This is a genomic window from Pseudomonas sp. GW821-FHT09C10, assembly GCF_059418085.1.
In genome coordinates, this window is sequence record NZ_JBWKPE010000004.1 from 70,317 (window position 1) to 92,535 (window position 22,219).

The window sequence follows — 22,219 nt, forward strand, 5'->3', positions numbered from 1 at the left end:
CGTTGAGATATAGCTTAAAGATATTTATGTAACAAATTAAATACCTTTAAAGCATAAGCGAATGCATAAGCCCGATGCCCCTTTCGTCAGGATTACACAGGGCAATCCCGCTACTTTCAGGCCCGGTTCAGCCTGGGAGCACGCCAAACCGTCAAACTGGCGCGCACATCACGACCCACCTAGCCGCCCATCAAACCGCCTATCGAGGTCGCACCCATGAAGAAATTTCGACTGCCTGGCCTGCTGTTCCTGGCCCAGGCCACCACCGCACTGGCTGGCGAAACACCGCCTGCCGAGGATGACAAAGGCTTCTGGTACGCGCAGACCAGCGTCTATACCCGGCACTTCGCGCCGGACAAAGACCACAACAACAACCAGGACCTGATCGGCCTGGAGCGCAATGAGGCATCAGGCTTTGTGTATGGCGGGGCGACGTTTCGCAACTCGTTCAGCCAGCGCTCCTACTACGTCTACGCAGGCAAGCGCTATGACATGGCCGACTCTGCGGTGTACCTGAAGGTCACAGGCGGGGCGATCCAGGGCTATCGCGGCAAATACCGCGACAAGATCCCCCTGAACCGTTTCGGTGTGGCGCCGGTGATCATCCCGTCGGTAGGCACCCATTACGGACCGGTGGCGGCGGAACTGGTGCTGCTGGGGTTCAATGCGGCGATGGTGACGACCGGAGTACGTTTCTGAGCGGGCGCAAGCCCCGTTCCACCGTTCGGTTGCGTCAGGGCCGCGGGGCGTAGGCGAATACGTCGGCGCGCATCTGGTGCGCATCCATGCCGGCATCGACCAATGCATCCAGCGTGCCGTAGATCATCGCCGGTGAACCGCTGGCGTAGACATGCACCGCCTTGAGGTCGGCAATGTCTTCGCACACCGCTTCATGCAGCAGGCCGCAGCGCCCTTCCCAGCCACAGAGGTCGCTGACCACCTTGTGCAGGAACAGGTTGGGCAGTTGCAGCCATTGGTCCCAGTGCTCGATCTCGTAGAAATCTTCCGGGCGACGCACGCCCCAGTACAGGTGCACCGGGTGCTTGAAGCCGGACGCGCGGCAATGCTCGATCAGGCTGTGCATCTGCGCCATGCCGGTACCGGCGGCGATCAGCACCAATGGCCCGTCCGGCAGCTCGGCCAGGTGGGTGTCGCCAAAGGGCAGCTCGATGCGCGCCATCTGGTTGCGCTGCAATTGCTCCAGCAAGTTGCGCGCGCTGTCCTCGCGGACCAGTACATGCAGTTCCAGCTCGCGACCGGCGTGGGGCGCCGACGCCAGGGAAAATGCCGACTTCTCGCCATTCTCCCGCTCGATCATCAGGTATTGCCCGGCGTGGTAACGCACCGCCTTGCCGGCCGGGGCCCGCAGGCGCACGCGCCACACATCGCCGCCCACTTCCACGCACTCGCTCAATTGGCACGACACCTTGCGCAACGGCAACTCTCCCGGCGCCAGCACGCCATCCCACAACACAATGCAATCTTCCAGCGGCTCGGCGATGCAGGTGTAGAACTCGCCATGGTCGCGAACCTCGCCGGCTTGCTGCACCCGGCCTTCCACCAGCAGTGCGGCGCACACGTGGCACACGCCATTGCGGCACGCCTGGGGGCATTCGTAGCCCAGGCGGCGCGCGCCTTCGAGGATTCGCTCGCCGGGGACCAGCTCCAGCACGGCGCCGGAAGGTTGCAGGGTTACACGCATCAATCTATTCCCAATTCTTTCCAAATCGCATCGACACGTGCCGTGACGGCCTCATCCTTGACGATCACCCGGCCCCACTCGCGGGTTGTTTCACCCGGCCATTTGTGGGTCGCATCCAGGCCCATCTTCGAGCCCAGGCCCGACACCGGCGACGCGAAGTCGAGGTAGTCGATCGGCGTGTTGTCGATCATCACCGTATCGCGCTTGGGGTCCATGCGCGTGGTGATGGCCCAGATCACATCGTTCCAGTCCCGGGCATTGATGTCGTCGTCGGTGACGATAACGAACTTGGTGTACATGAACTGTCGCAAAAACGACCACACACCCAGCATGACCCGCTTGGCATGGCCAGGATACGACTTCTTCATGGTCACGATGGCCATGCGATACGAGCAGCCTTCCGGCGGCAGGTAGAAGTCGGTGATTTCCGGAAATTGCTTTTGCAGGATCGGCACGAACACTTCGTTCAGCGCCACACCCAGAATCGCCGGCTCATCTGGCGGACGGCCGGTGTAGGTGCTGTGGTAGATCGGCTTGATCCGATGGGTGATGCGCTCAACGGTGAACACCGGGAAGCTGTCGACTTCGTTGTAATAGCCGGTGTGGTCGCCGTAAGGGCCTTCATCGGCCATCTCGCCGGGGTGAATCACGCCTTCCAGGATGATTTCGGCGGTGGCCGGCACTTGCAGGTCGTTGCCACGGCACTTCACCAGCTCGGTGCGGTTACCACGCAACAGGCCGGCGAAGGCGTATTCGGACAGGCTGTCGGGTACCGGGGTCACGGCGCCGAGGATGGTCGCCGGGTCGGCGCCCAGGGCCACGGACACCGGGAACGGCTTGCCGGGGTGCTTCTCGCACCATTCACGGAAGTCCAAGGCACCGCCACGGTGGCTCAGCCAACGCATGATCACCTTGTTGCGGCCGATCACTTGCTGGCGGTAAATACCCAGGTTCTGGCGGTCCTTGTTCGGGCCCTTGGTGACGGTCAGGCCCCAGGTGATCAGCGGGCCGACATCGCCGGGCCAGCAGGTTTGCACCGGCAGCATGGCCAGATCGACGTCATCGCCTTCGATGACCACTTCCTGGCATACCGCGTCCTTGACCACCTTGGGTGCCATGGCAATGATCTTGCGGAAGATCGGCAGCTTCGACCAGGCATCCTTCAAGCCCTTGGGCGGCTCGGGCTCCTTGAGGAACGCCAGCAGCTTGCCGATCTCGCGCAACTCGCTGACCGACTCGGCGCCCATGCCAAACGCCACGCGCTCGGGGGTGCCGAACAGGTTGCCGAGCACCGGGATATCGAAACCGGTCGGTTTCTCGAACAGCAGCGCCGGGCCCTTGTTACGCAAGGTGCGGTCGCAAATCTCAGTCATTTCCAGCACCGGTGAAATCGGCATCTGGATACGTTTCAACTCTCCGCGCTGCTCAAGTTGCTGCACGAAATCCCGAAGATCCTTGAATTTCATTAACCATGCCACCCGTAAAATAGGCGTACATCCTACCTGCTCTGAGGGCTGCTGGCAGCTTATCGAGGTGCATTTGGCCGTTGCAGGGACCGAAAAACCGACACAAAAAAAATGGCGCCCCTGGGGGCGCCATTTTTTCGGACCTGAAACGTCGTGATTACTTACGTTTCATCGACAAGAAGAACTCGTCGTTGGTCTTGGTGGTTTTCAGCTTGTCGATCAGGAACTCGATGGCTGCCACTTCGTCCATCGGGTGCAGCAGCTTGCGCAGGATCCACATGCGCTGCAGTTCGTCGTCGGCGGTCAGCAACTCTTCGCGGCGGGTGCCGGAGCGGTTGATGTTGATCGCCGGGAACACGCGTTTTTCCGCGATGCGACGGTCCAGGGGCAGTTCCATGTTGCCGGTACCCTTGAACTCTTCGTAGATCACTTCGTCCATCTTCGAACCGGTTTCAACCAGTGCGGTGGCGATAATGGTCAGCGAGCCGCCTTCTTCGATGTTCCGCGCGGCGCCGAAGAAACGCTTCGGTTTCTCCAGGGCGTGGGCATCGACACCACCGGTGAGGACCTTGCCGGAGCTCGGGATCACGGTGTTGTAGGCACGGGCCAGACGGGTGATGGAGTCGAGCAGGATCACCACGTCCTTCTTGTGTTCGACCAGGCGCTTGGCCTTCTCGATCACCATTTCGGCAACCTGCACGTGGCGGGTCGGCGGCTCATCGAACGTCGAGGCAACCACTTCGCCGCGCACGGTGCGCTGCATTTCGGTGACTTCTTCCGGACGCTCATCGATCAGCAATACGATCAGGTGAACTTCAGGATTGTTACGTGCGATGTTCGCTGCAATGTTCTGCAGCATGATGGTCTTACCGGCTTTCGGCGGGGCGACGATCAGGCCACGCTGGCCTTTGCCGATCGGGGCACACAGGTCGATCACGCGACCGGTCAGGTCTTCGGTGGAACCGTTACCGGCTTCCATCTTCATGCGCACGGTCGGGAACAGCGGCGTCAGGTTCTCGAAGAGAATCTTGTTTTTCGCGTTCTCGGGACGATCGAAGTTGATCGTGTCGACCTTGAGCAGGGCGAAGTAACGCTCGCCTTCCTTCGGTGGGCGGATCTTGCCAACGATGGTGTCACCGGTGCGCAAGTTGAAGCGACGGATCTGGCTCGGCGAGACATAGATGTCGTCTGGGCCGGCGAGATAGGAGGCGTCTGCAGAGCGGAGGAAGCCGAAGCCGTCCTGGAGAATCTCCAGCACGCCATCACCGGAGATTTCCTCGCCGCTTTTTGCGTGCTTTTTCAGCAGGGAGAAAATCACGTCCTGCTTGCGCGAACGGGCCATATTTTCTATGCCCATTTCTTCGGCCAGTTGGAGCAGGTCGGTAATCGGCTTTTGCTTGAGTTCAGTCAGATTCATATAGGAATGACGTAATCATTTATGGAGGGGGGGAAATTAAGCTTTTGGCTTAATGAGGCCGCGCCGCGGAGAAGGCGACAGGATCGCGTACTAATCGAAAAGGAATGCGTCGGCGACGGCTTGCAGGGGGCAGTGGAGAAACCAGTGCGGGGCCGAATGTACCACCTGAGTTTCGGAGCGTCTAGCCCTGTTTCACGAAAAAGCCCCGCTATTTGCGGGGCTTTTTGACGACGCTTAGATGTTGGCGTCGAGGAAAGCTTGCAGCTGGGACTTCGACAGCGCGCCCACCTTGGTGGCTTCGACGTTGCCGTTCTTGAACAGCATCAGCGTAGGAATGCCGCGCACGCCATGCTTGGCCGGGGTTTCCTGGTTGTCGTCGATGTTCAGCTTGGCAATGGTCAGCTTGCCTTCGTAGGTGGTTGCAATGTCGTCCAGGACCGGAGCGATCATTTTGCAAGGGCCGCACCATTCAGCCCAGTAGTCAACCAGCACCGGGCCAGCAGCCTTGAGTACTTCGGCCTCAAAGGTCGCGTCGGTGACGTGCTTGATAAGATCGTTGCTCATGGATGTCTCCGGATTGTAAGCAAAAAAAACGTTGCCCATCATAGCCGCCCTTCCCCCGTTCAGGAAGCCGCCTCTGATTGAGTCTTCCTATGATGGTGCATGAGTTTGGATATAGCCCAACTCAGGGCGCAACAGGAGTCACGAAGGCAATCCCCGTGCGCAACGCCGCATTGCGTACGTGCTCCTGCATGGTTTTCTGCGCCGACGCACTGGCCCGCCGGGCCAGGGCACGCAGGATCTTGCGATGTTCCTGCCAGGTTTCCATGGCCCGCTCCGGGCGGATGAACGGTAGTTTCTGGCTTTCCAGAAACACCTCGGCACGGGCACTCAGGATGCTCACCATCGCCTGGTTGCCGCTGGCCAGCAGGATGCGCTGGTGGAATTCGAAGTCCAGCCGTGCGGCCGCTTCGAAGTCGCCGGCCTTGAGCACCTTGCGCATGGCCTCGACGTTGTCTTCCAGGCTGTCCAGCTCATCGATCGTCAGCGTGACCGCCGCCAAACCCGCCGCAAACCCCTCCAGCGCATAGCGCAACTGGAAGATATCGAGCGGCGTGGCCTGGGCCGCAAAAGGCCAGACAAAGCCCGGCGCATCCTCCACCGCCTGCACGAACACACCTTTGCCCGGCTGCACACTGACCACACCCAAGGCGCTCAAGGACGACAGCGCCTCGCGCAGCGACGCCCGGCTGACGCCCAACTGCACCGCCAGGTCGCGCTGGGACGGCAGTGCATCGCCCGGCCCGAAGCCTTGCTCCTTGATCAGTTTGCGGATGGCCTGCAGGGCCGCTTCCGGTACGGCTTGGGCGATGGAATTCATAAAAAACTCAAGGTTTGCGTCAACAGAGCGGCTAGTTGTAAAGCTATTCAGGAGCCACGGCAAGCCACGCCCCAAAGGGGCTCGCGCAGTTTTACCAACGCTCGAAAAGGGTGCGAAAACCCGCACAACTGTTCAGACCAGTAAGACCACCAAAGCTCAACAAACTCGCGCCTCGCAGACGATCCGCGCAGTACTGGCATGGGCTGTGCACTGAGCAAATCCAGAAAATTCCTTCGCCCTTCTCGGAGAGTTGCCATGACCAAGCGCTGCAGCGCCCTGCTCACTGCCCTGTTTGCCAGCCTGATGCTGAGCCAGGCACCCGCCCAGGCCAACGGTCTGGACGATATCGTCGCCCGTGGCACCCTCAAGGTCGCCGTGCCCCAGGACTTCCCACCGTTCGGCTCGGTCGGCCCCGACATGAAGCCCCGCGGCTTGGACATCGACACCGCCAAACTGCTGGCCGACCAACTCAAGGTCAAGCTGGAGCTGACCCCGGTCAACAGCACCAACCGCATCCCGTTTCTCACCACCGGCAAGGTCGACCTGGTGATCTCCAGCCTGGGCAAGAACCCCGAGCGCGAAAAGGTCATCGACTTCTCCAAGGCCTACGCACCGTTCTACCTGGCCGTATTCGGCCCGCCTGACGCCGCCATCAGCAGCACCGACGACCTAAAGGGCAAGACCATCAGCGTGACCCGTGGCGCCATCGAAGACATCGAGCTGACCGCCGTAGCGCCGAAGGAAGCCACCATCAAGCGCTTCGAAGACAACAACTCCACCATCGCTGCCTACCTGGCCGGCCAGGTCGACCTGATCGCCAGCGGCAACGTGGTCATGGTGGCGATCAGCGAACGCAGCCCGAAACGCGTGCCGGCGCTGAAAGTGAAGCTCAAGGACTCGCCGGTGTACGTGGGCGTGAACAAGAACGAGCCGGCGCTTCTGGAGAAGGTCAACCAGATCCTGGTCGCGGCCAAGGCTGACGGCAGCCTGGAAAAGAACGCGATGCAGTGGCTCAAAGAGCCATTGCCTGCTGATCTCTGAAGCGGAGCTGATTGATGGCCTATCAATTCGACTTTGTGCCGGTGCTGGCCAATACCGATCTGCTGTTACGCGGCGCGCTGTTCACCCTTGAGCTGACGGCCATCGGCGCAATCCTGGGCGTCGCCCTGGGCACTGTCGGCGCCGTGGTGCGGGCGTGGAAGATCCAGCCCTTTGCCTGGTTCTTCGGGGTGTATGTCGAGTTGATCCGCAACACGCCGTTCCTGGTGCAGCTGTTCTTCATCTTCTTCGGCCTGCCCTCCCTGGGATTGAAAATCACCGAGTGGCAAGCAGCCGTATTGGCGATGGTGATCAACCTGGGGGCCTACTCCACGGAGATCATCCGCGCCGGCATCCAGGCCATCCCGCGCGGGCAACTGGAAGCCGCCGCCGCGCTGGCGATGACGCGTTTCGAAGCGTTTCGCCATGTGGTGCTGCTGCCGGCGCTGGGCAAGGTGTGGCCGGCCCTGAGCAGCCAGATCATCATCGTGATGCTCGGTTCGGCGGTGTGTTCGCAGATCGCCACCGAGGAGCTGAGTTTTGCCGCCAACTTTATCCAGTCGCGCAATTTCCGCGCGTTCGAAACCTATGCCCTGACCACCCTGGTGTACCTGTGCATGGCGTTGATGATTCGCCAGTTGCTCAACTGGATCGGCCGCCGCTTTGTGATGAGGAACAGCCGATGAGTGATTTTTCCTTCTGGGACATCGTGCGCAACCTGCTTACGGGCCTGCAGTGGACGCTGTTGCTGTCGATCGTGGCGTTTATCGGCGGCGGCCTGATCGGCTTGCTGGTGATGACCCTGCGCATCAGCCGCAAGGCATTCGCGCGCAATGTTGCGCGCACCTATATCGAACTGTTCCAGGGCACCCCGTTGTTGATGCAGCTGTTCCTGGTGTTTTTCGGCATTGCCCTGCTCGGCGTGGATATTTCGCCCTGGCTGGCGGCCGCAATCGCCTTGACGCTGTTCACCAGCGCCTACCTCGCCGAAATCTGGCGCGGCTGCGTCGACTCCATCGCCCATGGCCAGTGGGAAGCATCGGCCAGCCTGGCGTTGAACCCGCTTGAACAACTGCGCTACGTGATCATGCCCCAAGCCCTGCGCATTGCCGTGGCGCCCACCGTTGGGTTCTCGGTGCAAGTGGTCAAAGGCACCGCCGTCACTTCAATCATCGGCTTTACCGAACTGACCAAGACCGGCGGCATGCTCGCCAACGCCACCTTCGAGCCCTTCATGGTCTACGGCCTGGTGGCCCTCGGTTACTTCCTGCTCTGCTACCCCTTGTCCCTCAGTGCGCGCTACCTGGAAAGGAGACTGCATGCCTCTGCTTAGAATTTCCGCCCTGCATAAGTATTACGGCGATCACCACGTCCTCAAGGGCATCGACCTGACCGTTGAAGAAGGCCAGGTGGTGGCAATCATCGGCCGCAGCGGCTCGGGCAAGTCCACCCTGCTGCGCACCCTCAACGGCCTGGAATCGATCAACGACGGCGTGATCGAGGTGGATGGCGAATACCTCGACGCCGCCCGCGCCGACCTGCGCAGCCTGCGGCAGAAAGTCGGCATGGTGTTCCAACAGTTCAACCTGTTCCCGCACCTGACAGTGGGTGAGAACGTCATGCTTGCACCGCAAGTGGTGCAGAAAGTGCCCAAGGCCAAGGCCGCCCAATTGGCCAGGCAAATGCTGGAACGCGTGGGCCTGGGCGAGAAATTCGACGCGTTCCCCGATCGCCTGTCCGGCGGCCAGCAGCAACGCGTTGCCATCGCCCGCGCACTGGCCATGTCGCCCAAGGTGCTGCTGTGCGATGAAATCACCTCAGCCCTGGACCCGGAGCTGGTCAATGAAGTACTCAGCGTGGTGCGCCAACTGGCCAAGGACGGCATGACCTTGATCATGGTGACGCACGAAATGCGCTTCGCCCGGGAAGTCGGCGACAAGCTGGTGTTTATGCACCAAGGCAAGGTGCACGAAGTCGGCGATCCCAAGGTACTGTTCGCCAACCCGCAAACCCCTGAGTTCGCCAACTTCATCGGCTCGGTGGAACAGCCGGACTGACCAGTTCGAAACTGCCACGCCCCTCCAGCACCACTTGATTGGTGACTTGCAGGGCGTTGGCGGGCAGGTCGGTGTCGACTTCAACCTGGGCAGTCAATCGCTTTCCCACCGCCCGAGCGACCAGGACCTGGCCCGGCAACAACTGCCCGTCGAAGGCCTTACCCGGAAGGTGGGCCTGCGCCCATTCGACGGCACGCCCATCCACCTGGGCGTGCTTGAGAGTCAGGCTGAACCGCCCATGATGCCCAAACCGAAAACCTTGCCCGTCGGCCACGCCGGTAAATCGCAATGCGACGGCTGCCGGCTCTGCGCACAGTACGTTCAGGTGCACCCTGCGCGTACCCAGTGCAATTGAACGGCTCTCGACAAGCGCCTCCCGGCGAATGACGCCATAGTCGATATACGGCTGGCTGACGGACAGTTGGCAGTTTTCGGCACGTACTCCACCGGCCATCGACAGGGTGCAGAGCAATGCGAAAAAACCCGCGATCTTCAGTTTAACGACCATGGCACACCGCCGATGTAGTCTCATAGAACTTGTCATGGTCGGCCTCGGTCTCGGGAGCAAGGTTGAGCAGGCAAGAGGAAGCGTCCGGCAACGCAACGCGCAGGTGCTGCGAGTCATTGAGGTCGTTCAGAAAGATCATGCCGTCACCCACCACGCTGGTCAGGAAGCGATTGTTTTTATCGAACACCGAAGCGCCCTGAGGCAGTGTTCGCCCTTGTTGATCAGTGGCCGTGACTAACACACGACGCACTGTCACCACATCGAATGCGACGGTATTGACGGACCCTCGCCCTGGGGCAAGCACTCGGGTGCCGTTCTTCAGGTCAACGCGCTTGGGCAAGGACTGGGTCTGCACTTCGATGCGACTGTTCGTGTAGGCGGGCAAGCCTGGGATCACGGCCTGCCCGCTGAAGTCGGTCCACACCGGACCGTAGGGCGTGTCGAGTTTTGCAGAGCCGATATTCCCTACCGAGGCAATGCCAAAGGTGTCCTGGATGGCATACGGCGAGAAGGTCAGGCCACCCGTGTGGGCCACTACGCCACCTTGCAGTTGCCCCGTGTAACTGGTGCCCGATGGGTCGCGACTGACCCCCAGGCCCACACGGGTGTAGCGTGGCACCAGGTCCACCTGGCCGCGTATCGACTGCTCCCGAGCGCTGAGGTCGCGCTCGACACCGACCTCGTAATTCACATATTCATTGACCCGCTCACTGAGCGCCGTACCGGCTCGGGATTGATTGCCACGCCGGCTGACGTAGCTGTTCACCCGCCGATCGCTGCCCAGGGGTACGCTGACCTGCAGCCGCACGGACAGGTCGCTGTCATCGACCGTATCGCGCCGACGGCCCTCATACAGGGCGTCGCGGCGTGCCGAAGTACCGCCTACCTGAGAGTCAGCGACCAATGCGACGTCCGCATAGCGGAACGACTTGTTCCATGCCGCAAACACATGGTCGGCCGATTGCCCATCAAACTGGGAACTGCGGGTATACCCCACGGAAAATGCACCCAGCGTGTTGTCGACCCAGCTCACACCCGCCGTGTACTGACTCTTGAAGCGTGCGTCCCACTCGTCGGCCCTGGTCGATCGGCCCGCTTCAAGGACCTCGCGATAACCACGGCTTTGCGTAGTGGCACTGAGGTTAAGATCGATATTGGCGTACACCGGGCTGCTTGCAGACACGCTGCTGCGTGATCCGGACACCGCATTACGGCTGTCCCGGGACACGTTGTGACGTGCGCCAACAGACACCCGTTGGAAAAACACGCTGCCCAGGGTGCCTCCTGCCGCCCCATACTCATCGGCGCTCAACAAGCCGAAGCCCGCCGAGGTGTCTCGTCCCAAGCCCCAGGTGCCGCTGCCCATGGCAACGACCGGACTCGGGCCTTCCTCATGCGCATTTCTACGCACCTTGCCCAGGGAGAAATAGTAGCCAGGCTCCGCCGGCGCGCTCCCGGCAAATGAAGCCGCAGGTACCACGAAGCTGCGCTTGGCACCTCGCACATCGATGACGCTGACCTCCAGGTCGCTGGTGCCGTTGAGCAATGGCAGGCCCGTCAGCCGGAACGGTCCCTCGGGCACCAGTGTGCTGTGGATCAACACTCCCGATTGACGGACTTCAATCCGCGACTGACTCTGCGCCAGCCCCTCCACCACAGCATTGTTACTGCCCGCCGGCGTGCGCGACCGACCGTCAGGAAAAAACTGCACACCGGACAGCTGAACACCGCCAAACAGTGGGTTGTTGCTGGAGAGCTGGCCTACCTGAAAGGTCGATTGCAACGCGGCAATATCCCGCTGCGCATAAGCATAAAGATGCTCGTTGCGGGTCACGCCGTTGTCGGACACATAAAACTGGCGACTGCGGACAATCCAATCGCCCAGGTTGAAACCCGCCTCGGTGTAGGCCGAAACAAAACGATTGCTTCCACTGTTCGAATAACTGTCGAATCCTTGCACGTCATAGTTGAACAACGCCGCCGCCCCGCCCCGGGCAAACTGGCCAGCCTCCCACTGCGGTTCACGCAATGATCCTGTCGGTACTACCAGCGCCACTTCGTCATTGCCTGGGCGCAGCCGCACCATCGTGGCCGGGAAAGCCCCCAGGAAGTCATGGCAGGCCTGGTCTGCAGTAGCGCCCTTGCGGATAATGCCTTCGGGCTTTACCAATCCGGCTTTATCAAGCAGCCCCGGGGTGAAACACAGCTGCCCTTGTGAGTCGAACCGGGCATCGACCAACCCGAGCGGGTTGCCATTGACCCGCAACCCCACCACATGGACACCTTCGCGAAAGCGCGCCGCACTGCGAAAGTAATCGGAGACCTTCGGATCAATGCCGTGGGTAGTCAGGGCCGCCAGGTCGAAACCCTCCCCCAGCTCAATCGCGGGGGCCAGGCAAGGCAAGCCCCACAGTGTCGCCACCCCCATCAGTAGAGTGGGCCGACACGGCCACAGAGGGGCCATTCGTTTGTTATTCGACAGGTTGACCATGGGTCGATCAACCCCTGTCGGCATTGATCGGGGCCCGGAAGCTGTCCGCCGAAAAGCCGTAAAGCGTAGCCGGCTGGATCTCGACGCCTGTTACCCCTTCCATCACGCCATCCACCTTCAGCGTCAGCGTTTCCCCCGGCAACACGTAAGTGCGCGGCAAGGTTGCCAGGGCGCCTTGTGGCAACAGCCGCACCTCCGGAACCAGGCGCACTACATAGGCACTGTCGTTGTGAACCGTCAGCCCCGCCCCTGCGCGCGTCCACTTCAGCAGTTCCCAGGGCGTGTGATGAACCGGCAGATCTTTCGGGTGAAGGATCAACGGCAAATTCTGTCGCAGCGTGATGCCGATAGTCGCACCGCCTGCGGCGCGCGCCTGGGGGATGCCTTCGAAAGACACGCGTTTCAACCGCTGGGTCTTCAGTGGCTCCTTCAAGGTGCTGATGAAACGCACCAATTGGGTTTCCCCCGCCTCCACGCGGGTAATGGGTGGCGTCACAATTAACAGCGACTCCACATCCTCGGGCACATTCTCTACGACCGAGTGAAGCAGCGCTGGCGCCGCGTCGGTATTCTTGATATTCAGCGTGGCTTCGCCCTGGGCTTCATAAAGCACAACTACCGTAGTTTCGGGCAACATACCGTCGGCGAATGCAATACCGGTAAAACACAGACACGCGCCCACACAAAACAACCGTGCATTATTTATTAATGAAAGACTAAGCACTCAGCGTTCTCCACGACCTTTAAGTTGTTTTTATCCAGACATCCACATAAAAACAGCCGATAAGAAGCGCTCGGCTTCTTTATCGGCTGTAGTTCGAGCGCTTAGATGTAACTCAACTCAAGTGTCGCGCGCCCATCCAGGGTAATGTCACGACTCAGGTCCAGATCCTGCCCCCTGTTGATCACCGCCCGCACCGCGATGGTTCCGGTCAATTGAGCGATTGAGGCCGGGGTGATGGTTGTGCCGCTGCGCCATGAATACTGAGTGGGCGATTGGGCGACCTTACCATCGCTGTTCTGCCAGGCACCGCTACCGATACGCATGATGGGAGACAGTACTGTACTCGACGACCTGAGGTCCCTGAGGGTGACCGCAAAGCCGCCGGTTCGCCGGCCGTTCGCAGTGCCCAGGCCATAGTTGTGCACCTCGGTATAGCCTGCGCCGAGCACATTGAGGATGCCCGGGACCTTGCTGGCCGCCTGCAGGTCGACGAATTTCAGTCCGAACGTGGCAGGCGTGGTGCCGCAAGTGACGGTCAACGGGGCGGTTCTTTCCGCCAGTGGGTTGAACGCGGTTGGCAGCAGTTGGCCAGAGGGAATGTCGCCGTAGTTGATGATGCCACCACCGGTCATGCTGAGGTTGCAGGCGGCTGGTTTGATCGTCCCCCTGACGATCAGCTCGGCACTGGTGGATGCATGGACGTTGAGGGCGGCGGCCAGCCAAGCAATACCGAGAGTCAATCCAACAATTTTTTTCATAGTCGACCTGTCACTTAAAGTTGTCAGGCGTACTTATTTTTGCCTTGAAGACACAAGCCACAAATAAATAACACCACGGCACGATTGCCGAATGACAGTCTGTCGCCTCAAGGCCCGAATAAAGAATAAGGCAATACCGTGTTTAGTGTGGGAGCGATAAAAACAAATTGTCGGCACAACCCACCACGGCAGTAGTCCTGAACATAAAAACCAATAGCGCTCCGTCTCAAAAGTTGTAGGCGAAATCAAATATCGCCTTATAAAAATCCGAAGTTAAATTCCCCTACAGAACTACGCGTATGCGCCAACAGAACCATGGAAAGACACCCTACACTTTCCATAAAAATCCCCTACAGACGAGCGCAGAGAAATTCACGGAGCACTACGCGTTGGCGTCAGCGGTCGATCGTGGCACGATGGTAAGGTTATCGACCGAGACCCCCTAACCATGCCGCAATCCCAAGCCAAGAATCTGTCCCTGATCGCCGCCATCGACCTGGGCTCCAACAGCTTTCACATGGTCGTGGCCAAGGCCCAGAACGGCGAAATCCGCATCCTTGAGCGGCTCGGCGAAAAAGTGCAGCTGGCTGCCGGGATCGACGACGAGCGCCAGCTCAATGAAGAATCCATGCAACGCGGCCTCGACTGCCTCAAACGTTTTGCACAGCTGATCAACGGCATGCCCCTCGGCGCCGTGCGAATCGTCGGCACCAACGCCCTGCGCGAAGCCCGTAACCGGGGCGAATTCATCCGTCGCGCCGAGGAGATCCTCGGTCACCCGGTGGAAGTCATTTCCGGCCGTGAAGAAGCACGCCTTATCTACCTCGGCGTGTCGCATACCCTGGCCGATACCCCTGGCAAGCGCCTGGTGGCGGACATCGGCGGTGGCAGTACCGAGTTCATCATCGGCCAGCGCTTCGAACCGCTGCTGCGCGAAAGCCTGCAGATGGGCTGTGTCAGCTATACCCAACGCTATTTCAAGGACGGCAAGATCACCCCGGCGCGCTACGCCCAGGCCTACACGGCAGCGCGACTGGAGATCATGAGCATCGAGCACGCCCTGCACCGCCTGACCTGGGATGAGGCCATCGGCTCGTCCGGCACCATCCGTGCCATCGGCCTGGCGCTCAAGGCCGGCGGCCATGGCACCGGTGAAGTCAACGCCGAAGGCCTGGCCTGGCTCAAGCGCAAGCTGTTCAAGCTGGGGGATGCCGAGAAGATCGACTTCGACGGCATCAAGCCCGACCGTCGCACCATCTTCCCGGCCGGCCTGGCGATTCTCGAGGCGATCTTCGACGCCCTCGAACTGCAACGCATGGACCACTGTGACGGCGCCCTGCGCGAAGGCGTGCTGTATGACCTGCTGGGCCGCCATCATCATGAAGACGTACGAGAGCGCACGCTCACCTCGCTGATGGAGCGCTATCACGTCGATCAGGAGCAGGCAGCCCGCGTGGAGCGTAAAGCCCTGCATGCGTTCGACCAGGTCGCCGAAGACTGGGACCTGGAAGACGGCGTATGGCGCGAACTGCTCGGCTGGGCGGCCAAGGTGCATGAAGTGGGCCTGGATATCGCCCATTACCACTACCACAAGCACGGCGCCTACCTGATCGAGCACTCCGACCTGGCGGGTTTCTCCAGGGAAGACCAGCAGATGCTCGCACTGCTGGTGCGCGGCCATCGTCGCAACATTCCCAAGGACAAGTTTGCCGAGTTCGGCGATGAAGGCATCAAGCTGATCCGCCTGTGCGTGCTGCTGCGCTTCGCGATCCTGTTCCACCACATTCGTGGCACCCAGCAGATGCCCCAGGTGACCCTGCGCGCCAATGGCGACAGCCTGGATGTCGTATTCCCCAAAGGCTGGCTGGATGAGAACCAGCTGACCCAGGCGGACTTCGCCCAGGAAGCGGAGTGGCTGACGCGGGTGGGGTTCAGCCTGAACCTGCGCTAACCCGATCTCATGAACACTGCGAAAACAAATGTGGGAGGGGGCTTGCCCCCGATTACGGTGTGTCAGTCGCGAATACTTTGACTGAACCACCGCAATCGGGAGCAAGCCCCCTCCCACATTTTCAGAGCGTGTTGTCTGTTAGTTCACCGACAGAATCGGGCTACCCAACTTTTCCAGCAAGGTCGCCTGGGCGCTGCGCGGGTTCTGGTTGCCGGTCGGCGTGTTACGCACATAACGGCCATCCGACTGCAGGCTCCAGCTGTGGGTGTTATCGGTGAGGTAGCTTTCCAGCTCCTTCTTGACCCGCATGATCAGCTTCTTGCCCTCGACCGGGAAGCAGGTCTCCACACGCTTGTCGAGGTTGCGCTCCATCCAGTCGGCACTGGAGAGGAACATCTGCTCCTCGCCGCCGTTGAGGAAGTAGAACACCCGCGTGTGTTCCAGGAAGCGGCCGATGATCGAGCGCACATGGATGTTATGCGACACGCCGACAATGCCCGGACGCAGGCAGCACATGCCGCGCACCACCAGGTCGATACGCACGCCGGACTGACTGGCCTTGTACAGCGCGCGGATGATCTTCGGATCGGTCAGCGAGTTGAACTTGGCGATGATGTGCGCCGGTTTGCCCTCGAGGGCGAACTGGGTCTCGCGGGCAATCATGTCGAGCATGCCCTTCTTGAGGGTGAACGGCGCGTGCAGCAGCTTCTTCATGCGCAACGTCTTGCCCATGCCGATCAACTGGCTGAACAACTTGCCGACGTCCTCACACAAGGCGTCGTCGGAAGTCAGCAGGCTGTAATCGGTATAGAGCTTGGCGTTGCCGGCGTGGTAGTTGCCGGTACCCAGGTGAGCGTAACGCACGATCTCACCGGCTTCGCGGCGCAGGATCAGCATCATCTTGGCGTGGGTCTTGAAGCCAACCACACCATAGATCACTACCGCGCCGGCCGCTTGCAGGCGGCTGGCCAGTTGCAGGTTCGACTCTTCGTCAAAGCGTGCGCGCAACTCGATCACCGCAGTGACTTCCTTGCCGTTGCGCGCGGCGTCTACCAGCGCGTCGACGATTTCCGAGTTGGCACCGGAACGGTACAGGGTCTGGCGCACGGCCAATACGTGCGGGTCCTTGGCGGCCTGGCGCAGCAGGTCGACCACCGGGGTGAAGGACTCGAACGGGTGCAGCAGCAGGATGTCCTGCTTGCTCACGACGCTGAAGATGTTCTCGCTGTTTTGCAGCAGTTTCGGGATCTGCGGCGTGAACGGCGTGTATTGCAGCTCCGGATGGCTGTCCAGGCCGGTGATGCTGAACAGGCGCGTGAGGTTCACCGGGCCATTGACCTGGTACAGCTCGGTCTCGCCCAGGTTGAACTGCTTGAGCAGGTAGTCCGACAGATGTTTCGGGCAGGTGTCGGCCACTTCCAGGCGCACCGCATCCCCGTAGCGCCGCGAGAACAGCTCGCCGCGCAGGGCGCGGGCCAAGTCTTCGACGTCTTCGGAATCCAGCGCCAGGTCGGCGTTACGGGTCAGGCGGAACTGGTAGCAGCCCTTGACCTTCATGCCTTGGAACAGGTCATCGGCGTGGGCGTGGATCATCGACGACAGGAATACATAGTTGTCGCCAGCGCCCCCCACCTCTTCGGGTACCTTGATGATCCGTGGCAGCAAGCGCGGCGCCGGGATGATCGCCAGGCCCGAATCGCGACCGAAGGCGTCGATCCCTTCCAGCTCGACGATGAAGTTCAGGCTCTTGTTCACCAGCAGCGGGAACGGGTGTGTAGGGTCCAGGCCGATCGGCGTGATGATCGGCGCGATTTCGTCGCGGAAGTAGCGACGCACCCAGGTCTTGATCTTGGTGGTCCAGTGGCGGCGACGGATGAAGCGAACCTGATGCTTTTCCAGTTCCGGCAGCAGGATGTCATTGAGGATCGCGTACTGGCGATCCACATGACCGTGCACCAGCTCGCTGATGCGCGCCAGCGCCTGGTGCGGCTGCAGGCCGTCCGCGCCAGCTTGTTCACGGGCGAAGGTGATCTGTTTCTTGAGGCCGGCGACGCGGATCTCGAAGAACTCATCCAGGTTGCTGGAGAAAATCAGCAGGAATTTCAGGCGTTCCAGCAACGGGTAGGACTCATCCAGTGCCTGTTCAAGCACGCGGATGTTGAATTGCAGTTGTGACAGCTCGCGGTGGATGTACAGGCTGCTGTCATCCAGGTTGGTCACCACGGCGGCCACCGGGGCCGGGGCTGGCGCTTCGGCGACCACCACAGGCGCGGCCGGCTCGTGCTCCGGCGGCGTCTCGGTGACTTGTTCCACCACCGGGTGAGCGTCTTTTACGGCAACTTCGGAGAGTCCTTCGGTATTCATCGAATGTTCCTGTGAGGGCTATTGTTGCTCTCTAAGCAATTGGGCGGCGCGGGCGGCAAAATAGGTCAGGATGCCATCAGCCCCGGCACGTTTAAAGGCCGTCAAGGATTCTAGGATTACCCCTTCACTCAACCAGCCATTTTGGATTGCAGCCATGTGCATGGCGTATTCGCCACTGACCTGATACACAAAGGTCGGCACTTTGAATTCCTCTTTGACCCGGTAAAGGATGTCCAGGTACGGCATCCCCGGCTTGACCATCACCATGTCGGCGCCTTCGGCCAAATCGGCCGCCACTTCGTGCAAGGCTTCATGGCTGTTAGCCGGGTCCATCTGGTACGAAGCCTTGTTGGCCTTGCCCAGGTTCAGCGCCGAGCCCACCGCATCGCGAAACGGGCCGTAGTAGGCGCTGGCGTACTTGGCCGAGTAGGCCATGATCCGCACATTGACGTGGCCGGCCAGTTCCAGGGCTTCGCGAATCGCCTGGATGCGGCCGTCCATCATGTCCGACGGCGCAACCACCTGGGCGCCTGCTGCCGCATGGGACAAGGCCTGCTTGACCAGCGCATCGACGGTAATGTCGTTCTGAACATAGCCGTCTTCGTCAAGAATGCCATCCTGCCCGTGGGTAGTGAACGGGTCCAACGCCACGTCGGTGATCACCCCCAGCTCCGGGAAACGCTCGCGCAGGGCGCGGGTGGCGCGCTGGGCGATACCGTCCGGGTTCCAGGCTTCGGCAGCATCAAGGGACTTGAGTTCAGACGGCGTGACCGGAAACAACGCCAACGCCGGAATCCCCAGGTCGACCCAGCCCGCCGCCTCTTCAAGCAGCAGATCAATGGTCAGACGCTCTACACCCGGCATCGACGCCACCGCTTCCCGGCGATTTTCGCCGTCGAGCACAAACACCGGCAGGATCAGATCATTCGTGGTTAGTACGTTTTCACGAACCAGGCGGCGAGAAAAATCATCACGACGATTACGACGCAGGCGGGTAGCAGGGAACAGGCGATTGGCAGGGGTAAAGCTCACGACAGACTCCTGAGCCCGGGTTCACGGGCGAGCGTTGCAGTTATAAGCGGGCATTATGACGAAGGTATGACAGTTGTGCTTAACGATGCGACCTGTAGTCGCATTCGTCGCCCAATGTAGGAATTGTTCACTTCGTGACACATCTCGATACTTTCATGAATGTTCACGAAGGCGTAGGCTGCGCGTTCATTTCGCCAGCACCCAGACCATGCTTCAACAATTTCTGCATGACTTCGGCTACTTTGCCCTCTTCCTAGGCACGTTCTTCGAAGGCGAAACCATCCTGGTTCTCGCAGGCTTCCTGGCGTTCCGTGGGTACATGGATATCAACCTGGTGGTGGTCGTTGCCTTCTTCGGTAGCTACGCCGGCGACCAGCTTTGGTATTACATGGGGCGCAAGCACGGCCGCAAACTGTTGGCGCGCAAGCCGCGCTGGCAATTGATGGGCGACAAGGCCCTGGAGCATATCCGCAGGCACCCGGATATCTGGGTGCTGAGCTTCCGCTTTGTCTACGGTTTACGCACGGTAATGCCCGTTGCGATCGGCCTGTCAGGCTACCCGCCCCTGCGCTACCTGATCCTCAACGGTATTGGTGCTGCAATCTGGGCCGCGGCCCTGGGCGCTGCGGCCTATCACTTCGGCGCGGTGCTGGAAGGCATGCTGGGCAGCGTCAAGAAATACGAGCTGTGGGTACTGGGCGCTTTGCTGCTGCTGGGCTTTGGCCTGTGGCTGCGCCGCCGCTTCAAGAACGCCCGTATCGCCCGCCAGGCCTGTGCCGACGCCAAGGCGCAGCCAGCCACTACCGAGCCCGCCCCGGTAGAAGCGCCTAAGACACCAGTCGAGTAAGCCGGCCTCTGCAGCAGTAGAGGCCAATCCCGCTGAGCAGGCTGTAGCTCGCCAGGCCCAGCCAGCCCAGGTTGCTTGCCGGCCACAGCCCGACCACCGGCGCCAGCCACACCAACGGCACATTCAGCGCCAGGCGTATCAGCTCGGCCTTTAAGGCCCATGAGCGATTCTCCAGGGCCACGCCGAGGGTAAACAACCCAAGCGCCATCGCACTCCAGCCGACGATCAGCGCTGCACTGGGCAGCCCCTCGCCGAAATTCATCAAGTAGCTGCCAAATCCCACATACGCCGCGAACTGCAGGGCGATATAGACCTGTTGGCGCGTGTCCAGCGGCACCTCGAATTTGCGGAACTGGCTCAAGTCGGGCTTGGCCGATGGATACTTGGCCTTCACGTCCGCCGGGCGCCAACCGGTACGCATGAACCAGATGCGCAGCTTGTCCCACCGACTCTCGGTACGCCGTGCATCACTCCAGAGCTGTGCATAAAACTGCAGGTTGGCCCATAACGGATTCCAGCTGGCCAAGGGTGTGGTCACGCCGAAAATCACCGGCTCGTTGTCGTCTTCTTCCTGGAAGGTGCCGAACAGCCGGTCCCAAAGAATGAACACACCGCCGTAGTTGCGATCCATGTAGAGAGCGTTCTGTGCATGGTGGGCCCGATGATTGGATGGCGTGACGAAAAACCACTCGAACCAGCCAAGCTTGGGCACGTGCCGGGTATGCACCCAGAATTGATACAACAGGTTGAGGGACGCCACGCTGATAAACACCACCAGCGGCACGCCAAGCACGGCCAGGGGCAGGTAGAAAATCCAGCTCAGCAGGAAGCCGGTGCTGGTCTGGCGCAGGGCGGTGCTGAGGTTGTAGTCCTCGCTCTGGTGATGCACCGAATGCGCGGCCCACAGGATGTTGCGCTCGTGCCCCATCCGGTGCAGCCAGTAATAACAGAAGTCGTAGAACACAAACGCGAACACCCAGGTCCAGACACTCTGGGCAGGCAGCTCGATCAACGCCAGGTGCTTGAGGGCGAACGCATAGGTCAAAAGCCCCACGCCCTTGGTCAACAAGCCAGTAGTGGTGGACAGCACGCCGGTGCTGAGGCTGTTGATGGCGTCCGCCACCCGGTAGTTGCGCTGGCCACGCCAACGGTCGGCGAGCAGCTCCACCACAATCAAGGCAATGAAAAACGGTACCGCGTAAGGCACGAAGTCCATGGTCTGGTCCGGTCTATTTTTGTTACATCAAGATTAGGTGCAGCGGCGCGAGATCCCATTGGCAACAGGTGACAAATTAGTAGACATTTAATGCCAAGACTCCAGGAGAAATGCCCATGAGCAAAAAGATTGCAGTGATCCTTTCCGGCTGCGGCGTGTACGACGGCGCAGAGATCCACGAAAGCGTGATCACCCTGCTGCGCCTGGATCAGCGCGGTGCTCAGGTCCAGTGTTTTGCACCCGATATCGCCCAGTTGCACGTGATCAACCACCTGACCGGCGAGGAAATGCCCGAGTCGCGCAATGTGCTGGTGGAGTCGGCCCGCATTGCCCGGGGCGAGGTCAAGGATATTCGAGACGCCAACGCCGACGAGTTCGATGCGCTGATCGTACCCGGAGGGTTCGGTGCGGCGAAGAACTTGTCGAACTTTGCCGTCGAAGGCGCGGGTTGCAGCGTCAACCCGCAAGTGCTGGAGCTGGCCGAGGCCTTTGCCGAAGCGGGCAAGCCGGTGGGGTTGATCTGCATCTCGCCGGCCCTGGCCGCGAAGATCTACGGCCCGGGCGTGACCTGCACCATCGGCAACGACACCGACACTGCCGCAGCCCTGGACAAGATGGGCGCCACCCACCAGGAATGCAGCGTGGAAGACATTGTCGAGGACACCGCACGCAAGTTGGTCAGTACGCCCGCCTATATGCTCGGCAAGAGCATCACTGAAGTGGCTTCAGGCATCAACAAGCTGGTGGATCGGGTGCTGGAGCTGACCCACGAGAACGATTAGTGGCGATGCCGGGCTCCCTCTCCACCGGATCAGGACTGGCGCATTAACCGCGTCAGTATCCTGTCGAGTGCGTTGGCAAACGCCTGCTTGTCCTTCTCCCCATGGGGCGGTGGTCCACCGCCCATCTGGCCCTGCTCGCGCAGGTCGGTAAACAGGTTGCGCACCGCCAACCGCTCACTCATGTTTGCCGGGCTGAACTCCTTGCCCCGAGGGTCGAGGGCCGTGACGCCCTTCTTCACCAGGCGGTCGGCCAGGGGCACATCGCTGCAGATCACCAGTTCACCGGGCACGGCGTGCTCCACCAAATAGTCATCTGCTGCGTCCGGGCCGCTGGGCACCACGATCAACTTCACGCACGAGAAGCTCGGCTTGATCTGGCTCTGCCCCGCCACCAATACAACTTCGAACTGGCGCTTGAGGGCGAACTTCACCACCTGGTCCTTGGCGGCCCGGGGGCAGGCGTCCGCATCGATCCATACGCGCAT

At 60.7% G+C, this 22,219-nt stretch carries 21 protein-coding genes; 8 read left to right on the forward strand and 13 right to left on the reverse strand.

What is annotated here, in order from left to right; genetic code table 11:
• Positions 1–216 precede the first annotated feature (216 nt).
• Positions 217–699 carry a sn-glycerol-3-phosphate transporter gene (locus AC07OT_RS09615; protein ID WP_495100855.1) on the forward strand — a complete coding sequence of 161 codons (483 nt, stop codon included), beginning with the start codon at positions 217–219 and terminating at the stop codon, positions 697–699.
• A 34-nt stretch (positions 700–733) separates the two neighbouring features.
• Here AC07OT_RS09615 and AC07OT_RS09620 read toward each other — a convergent pair whose 3' ends face one another.
• The 5 genes from AC07OT_RS09620 to AC07OT_RS09640 all read right to left on the reverse strand — a co-directional run bounded on the left by AC07OT_RS09620 (position 734) and on the right by AC07OT_RS09640 (position 5,966).
• Positions 734–1,702, reverse strand: coding sequence for a CDP-6-deoxy-delta-3,4-glucoseen reductase (locus tag AC07OT_RS09620; protein ID WP_495107959.1), 969 nt, complete (start codon positions 1,700–1,702; stop codon positions 734–736).
• On the reverse strand, positions 1,702–3,168 hold the full coding sequence (gene ubiD, locus AC07OT_RS09625) for a 4-hydroxy-3-polyprenylbenzoate decarboxylase (protein WP_065902367.1): 1,467 nt from the start codon (positions 3,166–3,168) through the stop codon (positions 1,702–1,704). Before ubiD ends, AC07OT_RS09620 begins: the two co-directional genes overlap by 1 nt.
• A gap of 157 nt (positions 3,169–3,325) precedes the next feature.
• Positions 3,326–4,585 (reverse strand): transcription termination factor Rho, encoded by a 1,260-nt coding sequence (gene rho, locus AC07OT_RS09630; protein ID WP_003176825.1) that lies wholly within the window; start codon positions 4,583–4,585, stop codon positions 3,326–3,328.
• A 234-nt stretch (positions 4,586–4,819) separates the two neighbouring features.
• Complete coding sequence (gene trxA / locus AC07OT_RS09635) at positions 4,820–5,149, reverse strand: thioredoxin TrxA (RefSeq protein ID WP_015886460.1); 330 nt, start codon at positions 5,147–5,149, stop codon at positions 4,820–4,822.
• A gap of 121 nt (positions 5,150–5,270) precedes the next feature.
• A complete protein-coding gene (locus AC07OT_RS09640) occupies positions 5,271–5,966 on the reverse strand; it encodes a FadR/GntR family transcriptional regulator (RefSeq protein ID WP_065938034.1) in 696 nt (231 codons plus the stop codon).
• 255 nt (positions 5,967–6,221) lie between these two features.
• Here AC07OT_RS09640 and AC07OT_RS09645 point away from each other — a divergent pair, with 255 nt between their 5' ends.
• The 4 genes from AC07OT_RS09645 to AC07OT_RS09660 are packed head-to-tail and all read left to right on the forward strand — an operon-like array spanning position 6,222 to position 9,061.
• On the forward strand, positions 6,222–7,007 hold the full coding sequence (locus tag AC07OT_RS09645; protein ID WP_027608360.1) for a transporter substrate-binding domain-containing protein: 786 nt from the start codon (positions 6,222–6,224) through the stop codon (positions 7,005–7,007).
• A gap of 14 nt (positions 7,008–7,021) precedes the next feature.
• The gene (locus AC07OT_RS09650) at positions 7,022–7,690 is read left to right on the forward strand and encodes an amino acid ABC transporter permease (RefSeq protein ID WP_017736949.1); all 669 of its coding nucleotides are present in this window, start codon (positions 7,022–7,024) and stop codon (positions 7,688–7,690) included.
• Positions 7,687–8,337: an amino acid ABC transporter permease gene (locus AC07OT_RS09655; protein WP_495107960.1), complete on the forward strand. Its 651-nt coding sequence runs from the start codon at positions 7,687–7,689 to the stop codon at positions 8,335–8,337. The genes AC07OT_RS09650 and AC07OT_RS09655 overlap by 4 nt, the downstream gene beginning before the upstream one ends.
• Positions 8,324–9,061 (forward strand): amino acid ABC transporter ATP-binding protein, encoded by a 738-nt coding sequence (locus AC07OT_RS09660; RefSeq protein WP_065938032.1) that lies wholly within the window; start codon positions 8,324–8,326, stop codon positions 9,059–9,061. Before AC07OT_RS09655 ends, AC07OT_RS09660 begins: the two co-directional genes overlap by 14 nt.
• Here the strand turns inward: AC07OT_RS09660 and AC07OT_RS09665 are convergent.
• The 4 genes from AC07OT_RS09665 to AC07OT_RS09680 all read right to left on the reverse strand — a co-directional run bounded on the left by AC07OT_RS09665 (position 9,033) and on the right by AC07OT_RS09680 (position 13,542).
• Complete coding sequence (locus AC07OT_RS09665) at positions 9,033–9,569, reverse strand: DUF1120 domain-containing protein (protein ID WP_115485518.1); 537 nt, start codon at positions 9,567–9,569, stop codon at positions 9,033–9,035. The two genes, AC07OT_RS09660 and AC07OT_RS09665, sit on opposite strands and share 29 nt — an antisense overlap.
• Entirely contained in the window at positions 9,559–12,060 is a 2,502-nt protein-coding gene (locus AC07OT_RS09670) for a fimbria/pilus outer membrane usher protein (RefSeq protein WP_495107961.1), read from the reverse strand. Before AC07OT_RS09670 ends, AC07OT_RS09665 begins: the two co-directional genes overlap by 11 nt.
• 7 nt (positions 12,061–12,067) lie before the next feature.
• The gene (locus AC07OT_RS09675) at positions 12,068–12,784 is read right to left on the reverse strand and encodes a fimbria/pilus chaperone family protein (RefSeq protein ID WP_115485516.1); all 717 of its coding nucleotides are present in this window, start codon (positions 12,782–12,784) and stop codon (positions 12,068–12,070) included.
• Between the two features lie 101 nt (positions 12,785–12,885).
• Positions 12,886–13,542: a DUF1120 domain-containing protein gene (locus tag AC07OT_RS09680; protein WP_065938028.1), complete on the reverse strand. Its 657-nt coding sequence runs from the start codon at positions 13,540–13,542 to the stop codon at positions 12,886–12,888.
• A gap of 448 nt (positions 13,543–13,990) precedes the next feature.
• Between AC07OT_RS09680 and ppx the strand changes: the two genes are divergently transcribed.
• Entirely contained in the window at positions 13,991–15,493 is a 1,503-nt protein-coding gene (gene ppx, locus AC07OT_RS09685) for an exopolyphosphatase (RefSeq protein ID WP_027608352.1), read from the forward strand.
• A gap of 138 nt (positions 15,494–15,631) precedes the next feature.
• Here ppx and ppk1 read toward each other — a convergent pair whose 3' ends face one another.
• Both ppk1 and hemB read right to left on the reverse strand, forming a co-directional pair.
• The gene (gene ppk1, locus AC07OT_RS09690) at positions 15,632–17,857 is read right to left on the reverse strand and encodes a polyphosphate kinase 1 (protein ID WP_027608351.1); all 2,226 of its coding nucleotides are present in this window, start codon (positions 17,855–17,857) and stop codon (positions 15,632–15,634) included.
• 18 nt (positions 17,858–17,875) lie between these two features.
• On the reverse strand, positions 17,876–18,889 hold the full coding sequence (hemB, locus tag AC07OT_RS09695; protein ID WP_495107962.1) for a porphobilinogen synthase: 1,014 nt from the start codon (positions 18,887–18,889) through the stop codon (positions 17,876–17,878).
• Between the two features lie 208 nt (positions 18,890–19,097).
• Between hemB and AC07OT_RS09700 the strand changes: the two genes are divergently transcribed.
• Positions 19,098–19,736, forward strand: a complete 639-nt coding sequence (locus AC07OT_RS09700; protein ID WP_495107963.1) for a DedA family protein — start codon at positions 19,098–19,100, stop codon at positions 19,734–19,736.
• On the opposite strand, the gene AC07OT_RS09705 is transcribed toward AC07OT_RS09700, so the two are convergent.
• Entirely contained in the window at positions 19,717–20,952 is a 1,236-nt protein-coding gene (locus AC07OT_RS09705) for a sterol desaturase family protein (protein ID WP_495107964.1), read from the reverse strand. The genes AC07OT_RS09700 and AC07OT_RS09705 overlap by 20 nt on opposite strands.
• Before the next feature lie 116 nt (positions 20,953–21,068).
• Here AC07OT_RS09705 and elbB point away from each other — a divergent pair, with 116 nt between their 5' ends.
• Positions 21,069–21,734 carry an isoprenoid biosynthesis glyoxalase ElbB gene (elbB, locus tag AC07OT_RS09710; RefSeq protein WP_495107965.1) on the forward strand — a complete coding sequence of 222 codons (666 nt, stop codon included), beginning with the start codon at positions 21,069–21,071 and terminating at the stop codon, positions 21,732–21,734.
• Between the two features lie 29 nt (positions 21,735–21,763).
• On the opposite strand, the gene AC07OT_RS09715 is transcribed toward elbB, so the two are convergent.
• A complete protein-coding gene (locus AC07OT_RS09715) occupies positions 21,764–22,219 on the reverse strand; it encodes a YaiI/YqxD family protein (RefSeq protein ID WP_115485510.1) in 456 nt (151 codons plus the stop codon).

Coding starts and splice junctions, on each gene's coding strand:
- AC07OT_RS09680 (WP_065938028.1), bottom strand. CDS start 13,542: ATGAAAAAAATTGTTGGATTGACTCTCGGTATTGCTTGGCTGGCCGCC.
- AC07OT_RS09620 (WP_495107959.1), bottom strand. CDS start 1,702: ATGCGTGTAACCCTGCAACCTTCCGGCGCCGTGCTGGAGCTGGTCCCC.
- AC07OT_RS09645 (WP_027608360.1), top strand. CDS start 6,222: ATGACCAAGCGCTGCAGCGCCCTGCTCACTGCCCTGTTTGCCAGCCTG.
- AC07OT_RS09715 (WP_115485510.1), bottom strand. CDS start 22,219: ATGCGCGTATGGATCGATGCGGACGCCTGCCCCCGGGCCGCCAAGGAC.
- AC07OT_RS09700 (WP_495107963.1), top strand. CDS start 19,098: ATGCTTCAACAATTTCTGCATGACTTCGGCTACTTTGCCCTCTTCCTA.
- trxA (WP_015886460.1), bottom strand. CDS start 5,149: ATGAGCAACGATCTTATCAAGCACGTCACCGACGCGACCTTTGAGGCC.
- elbB (WP_495107965.1), top strand. CDS start 21,069: ATGAGCAAAAAGATTGCAGTGATCCTTTCCGGCTGCGGCGTGTACGAC.
- AC07OT_RS09615 (WP_495100855.1), top strand. CDS start 217: ATGAAGAAATTTCGACTGCCTGGCCTGCTGTTCCTGGCCCAGGCCACC.
- ubiD (WP_065902367.1), bottom strand. CDS start 3,168: ATGAAATTCAAGGATCTTCGGGATTTCGTGCAGCAACTTGAGCAGCGC.
- AC07OT_RS09650 (WP_017736949.1), top strand. CDS start 7,022: ATGGCCTATCAATTCGACTTTGTGCCGGTGCTGGCCAATACCGATCTG.
- AC07OT_RS09660 (WP_065938032.1), top strand. CDS start 8,324: ATGCCTCTGCTTAGAATTTCCGCCCTGCATAAGTATTACGGCGATCAC.
- AC07OT_RS09640 (WP_065938034.1), bottom strand. CDS start 5,966: ATGAATTCCATCGCCCAAGCCGTACCGGAAGCGGCCCTGCAGGCCATC.
- ppx (WP_027608352.1), top strand. CDS start 13,991: ATGCCGCAATCCCAAGCCAAGAATCTGTCCCTGATCGCCGCCATCGAC.
- ppk1 (WP_027608351.1), bottom strand. CDS start 17,857: ATGAATACCGAAGGACTCTCCGAAGTTGCCGTAAAAGACGCTCACCCG.
- AC07OT_RS09670 (WP_495107961.1), bottom strand. CDS start 12,060: ATGGTCAACCTGTCGAATAACAAACGAATGGCCCCTCTGTGGCCGTGT.
- rho (WP_003176825.1), bottom strand. CDS start 4,585: ATGAATCTGACTGAACTCAAGCAAAAGCCGATTACCGACCTGCTCCAA.
- AC07OT_RS09655 (WP_495107960.1), top strand. CDS start 7,687: ATGAGTGATTTTTCCTTCTGGGACATCGTGCGCAACCTGCTTACGGGC.
- AC07OT_RS09665 (WP_115485518.1), bottom strand. CDS start 9,569: ATGGTCGTTAAACTGAAGATCGCGGGTTTTTTCGCATTGCTCTGCACC.
- AC07OT_RS09705 (WP_495107964.1), bottom strand. CDS start 20,952: ATGGACTTCGTGCCTTACGCGGTACCGTTTTTCATTGCCTTGATTGTG.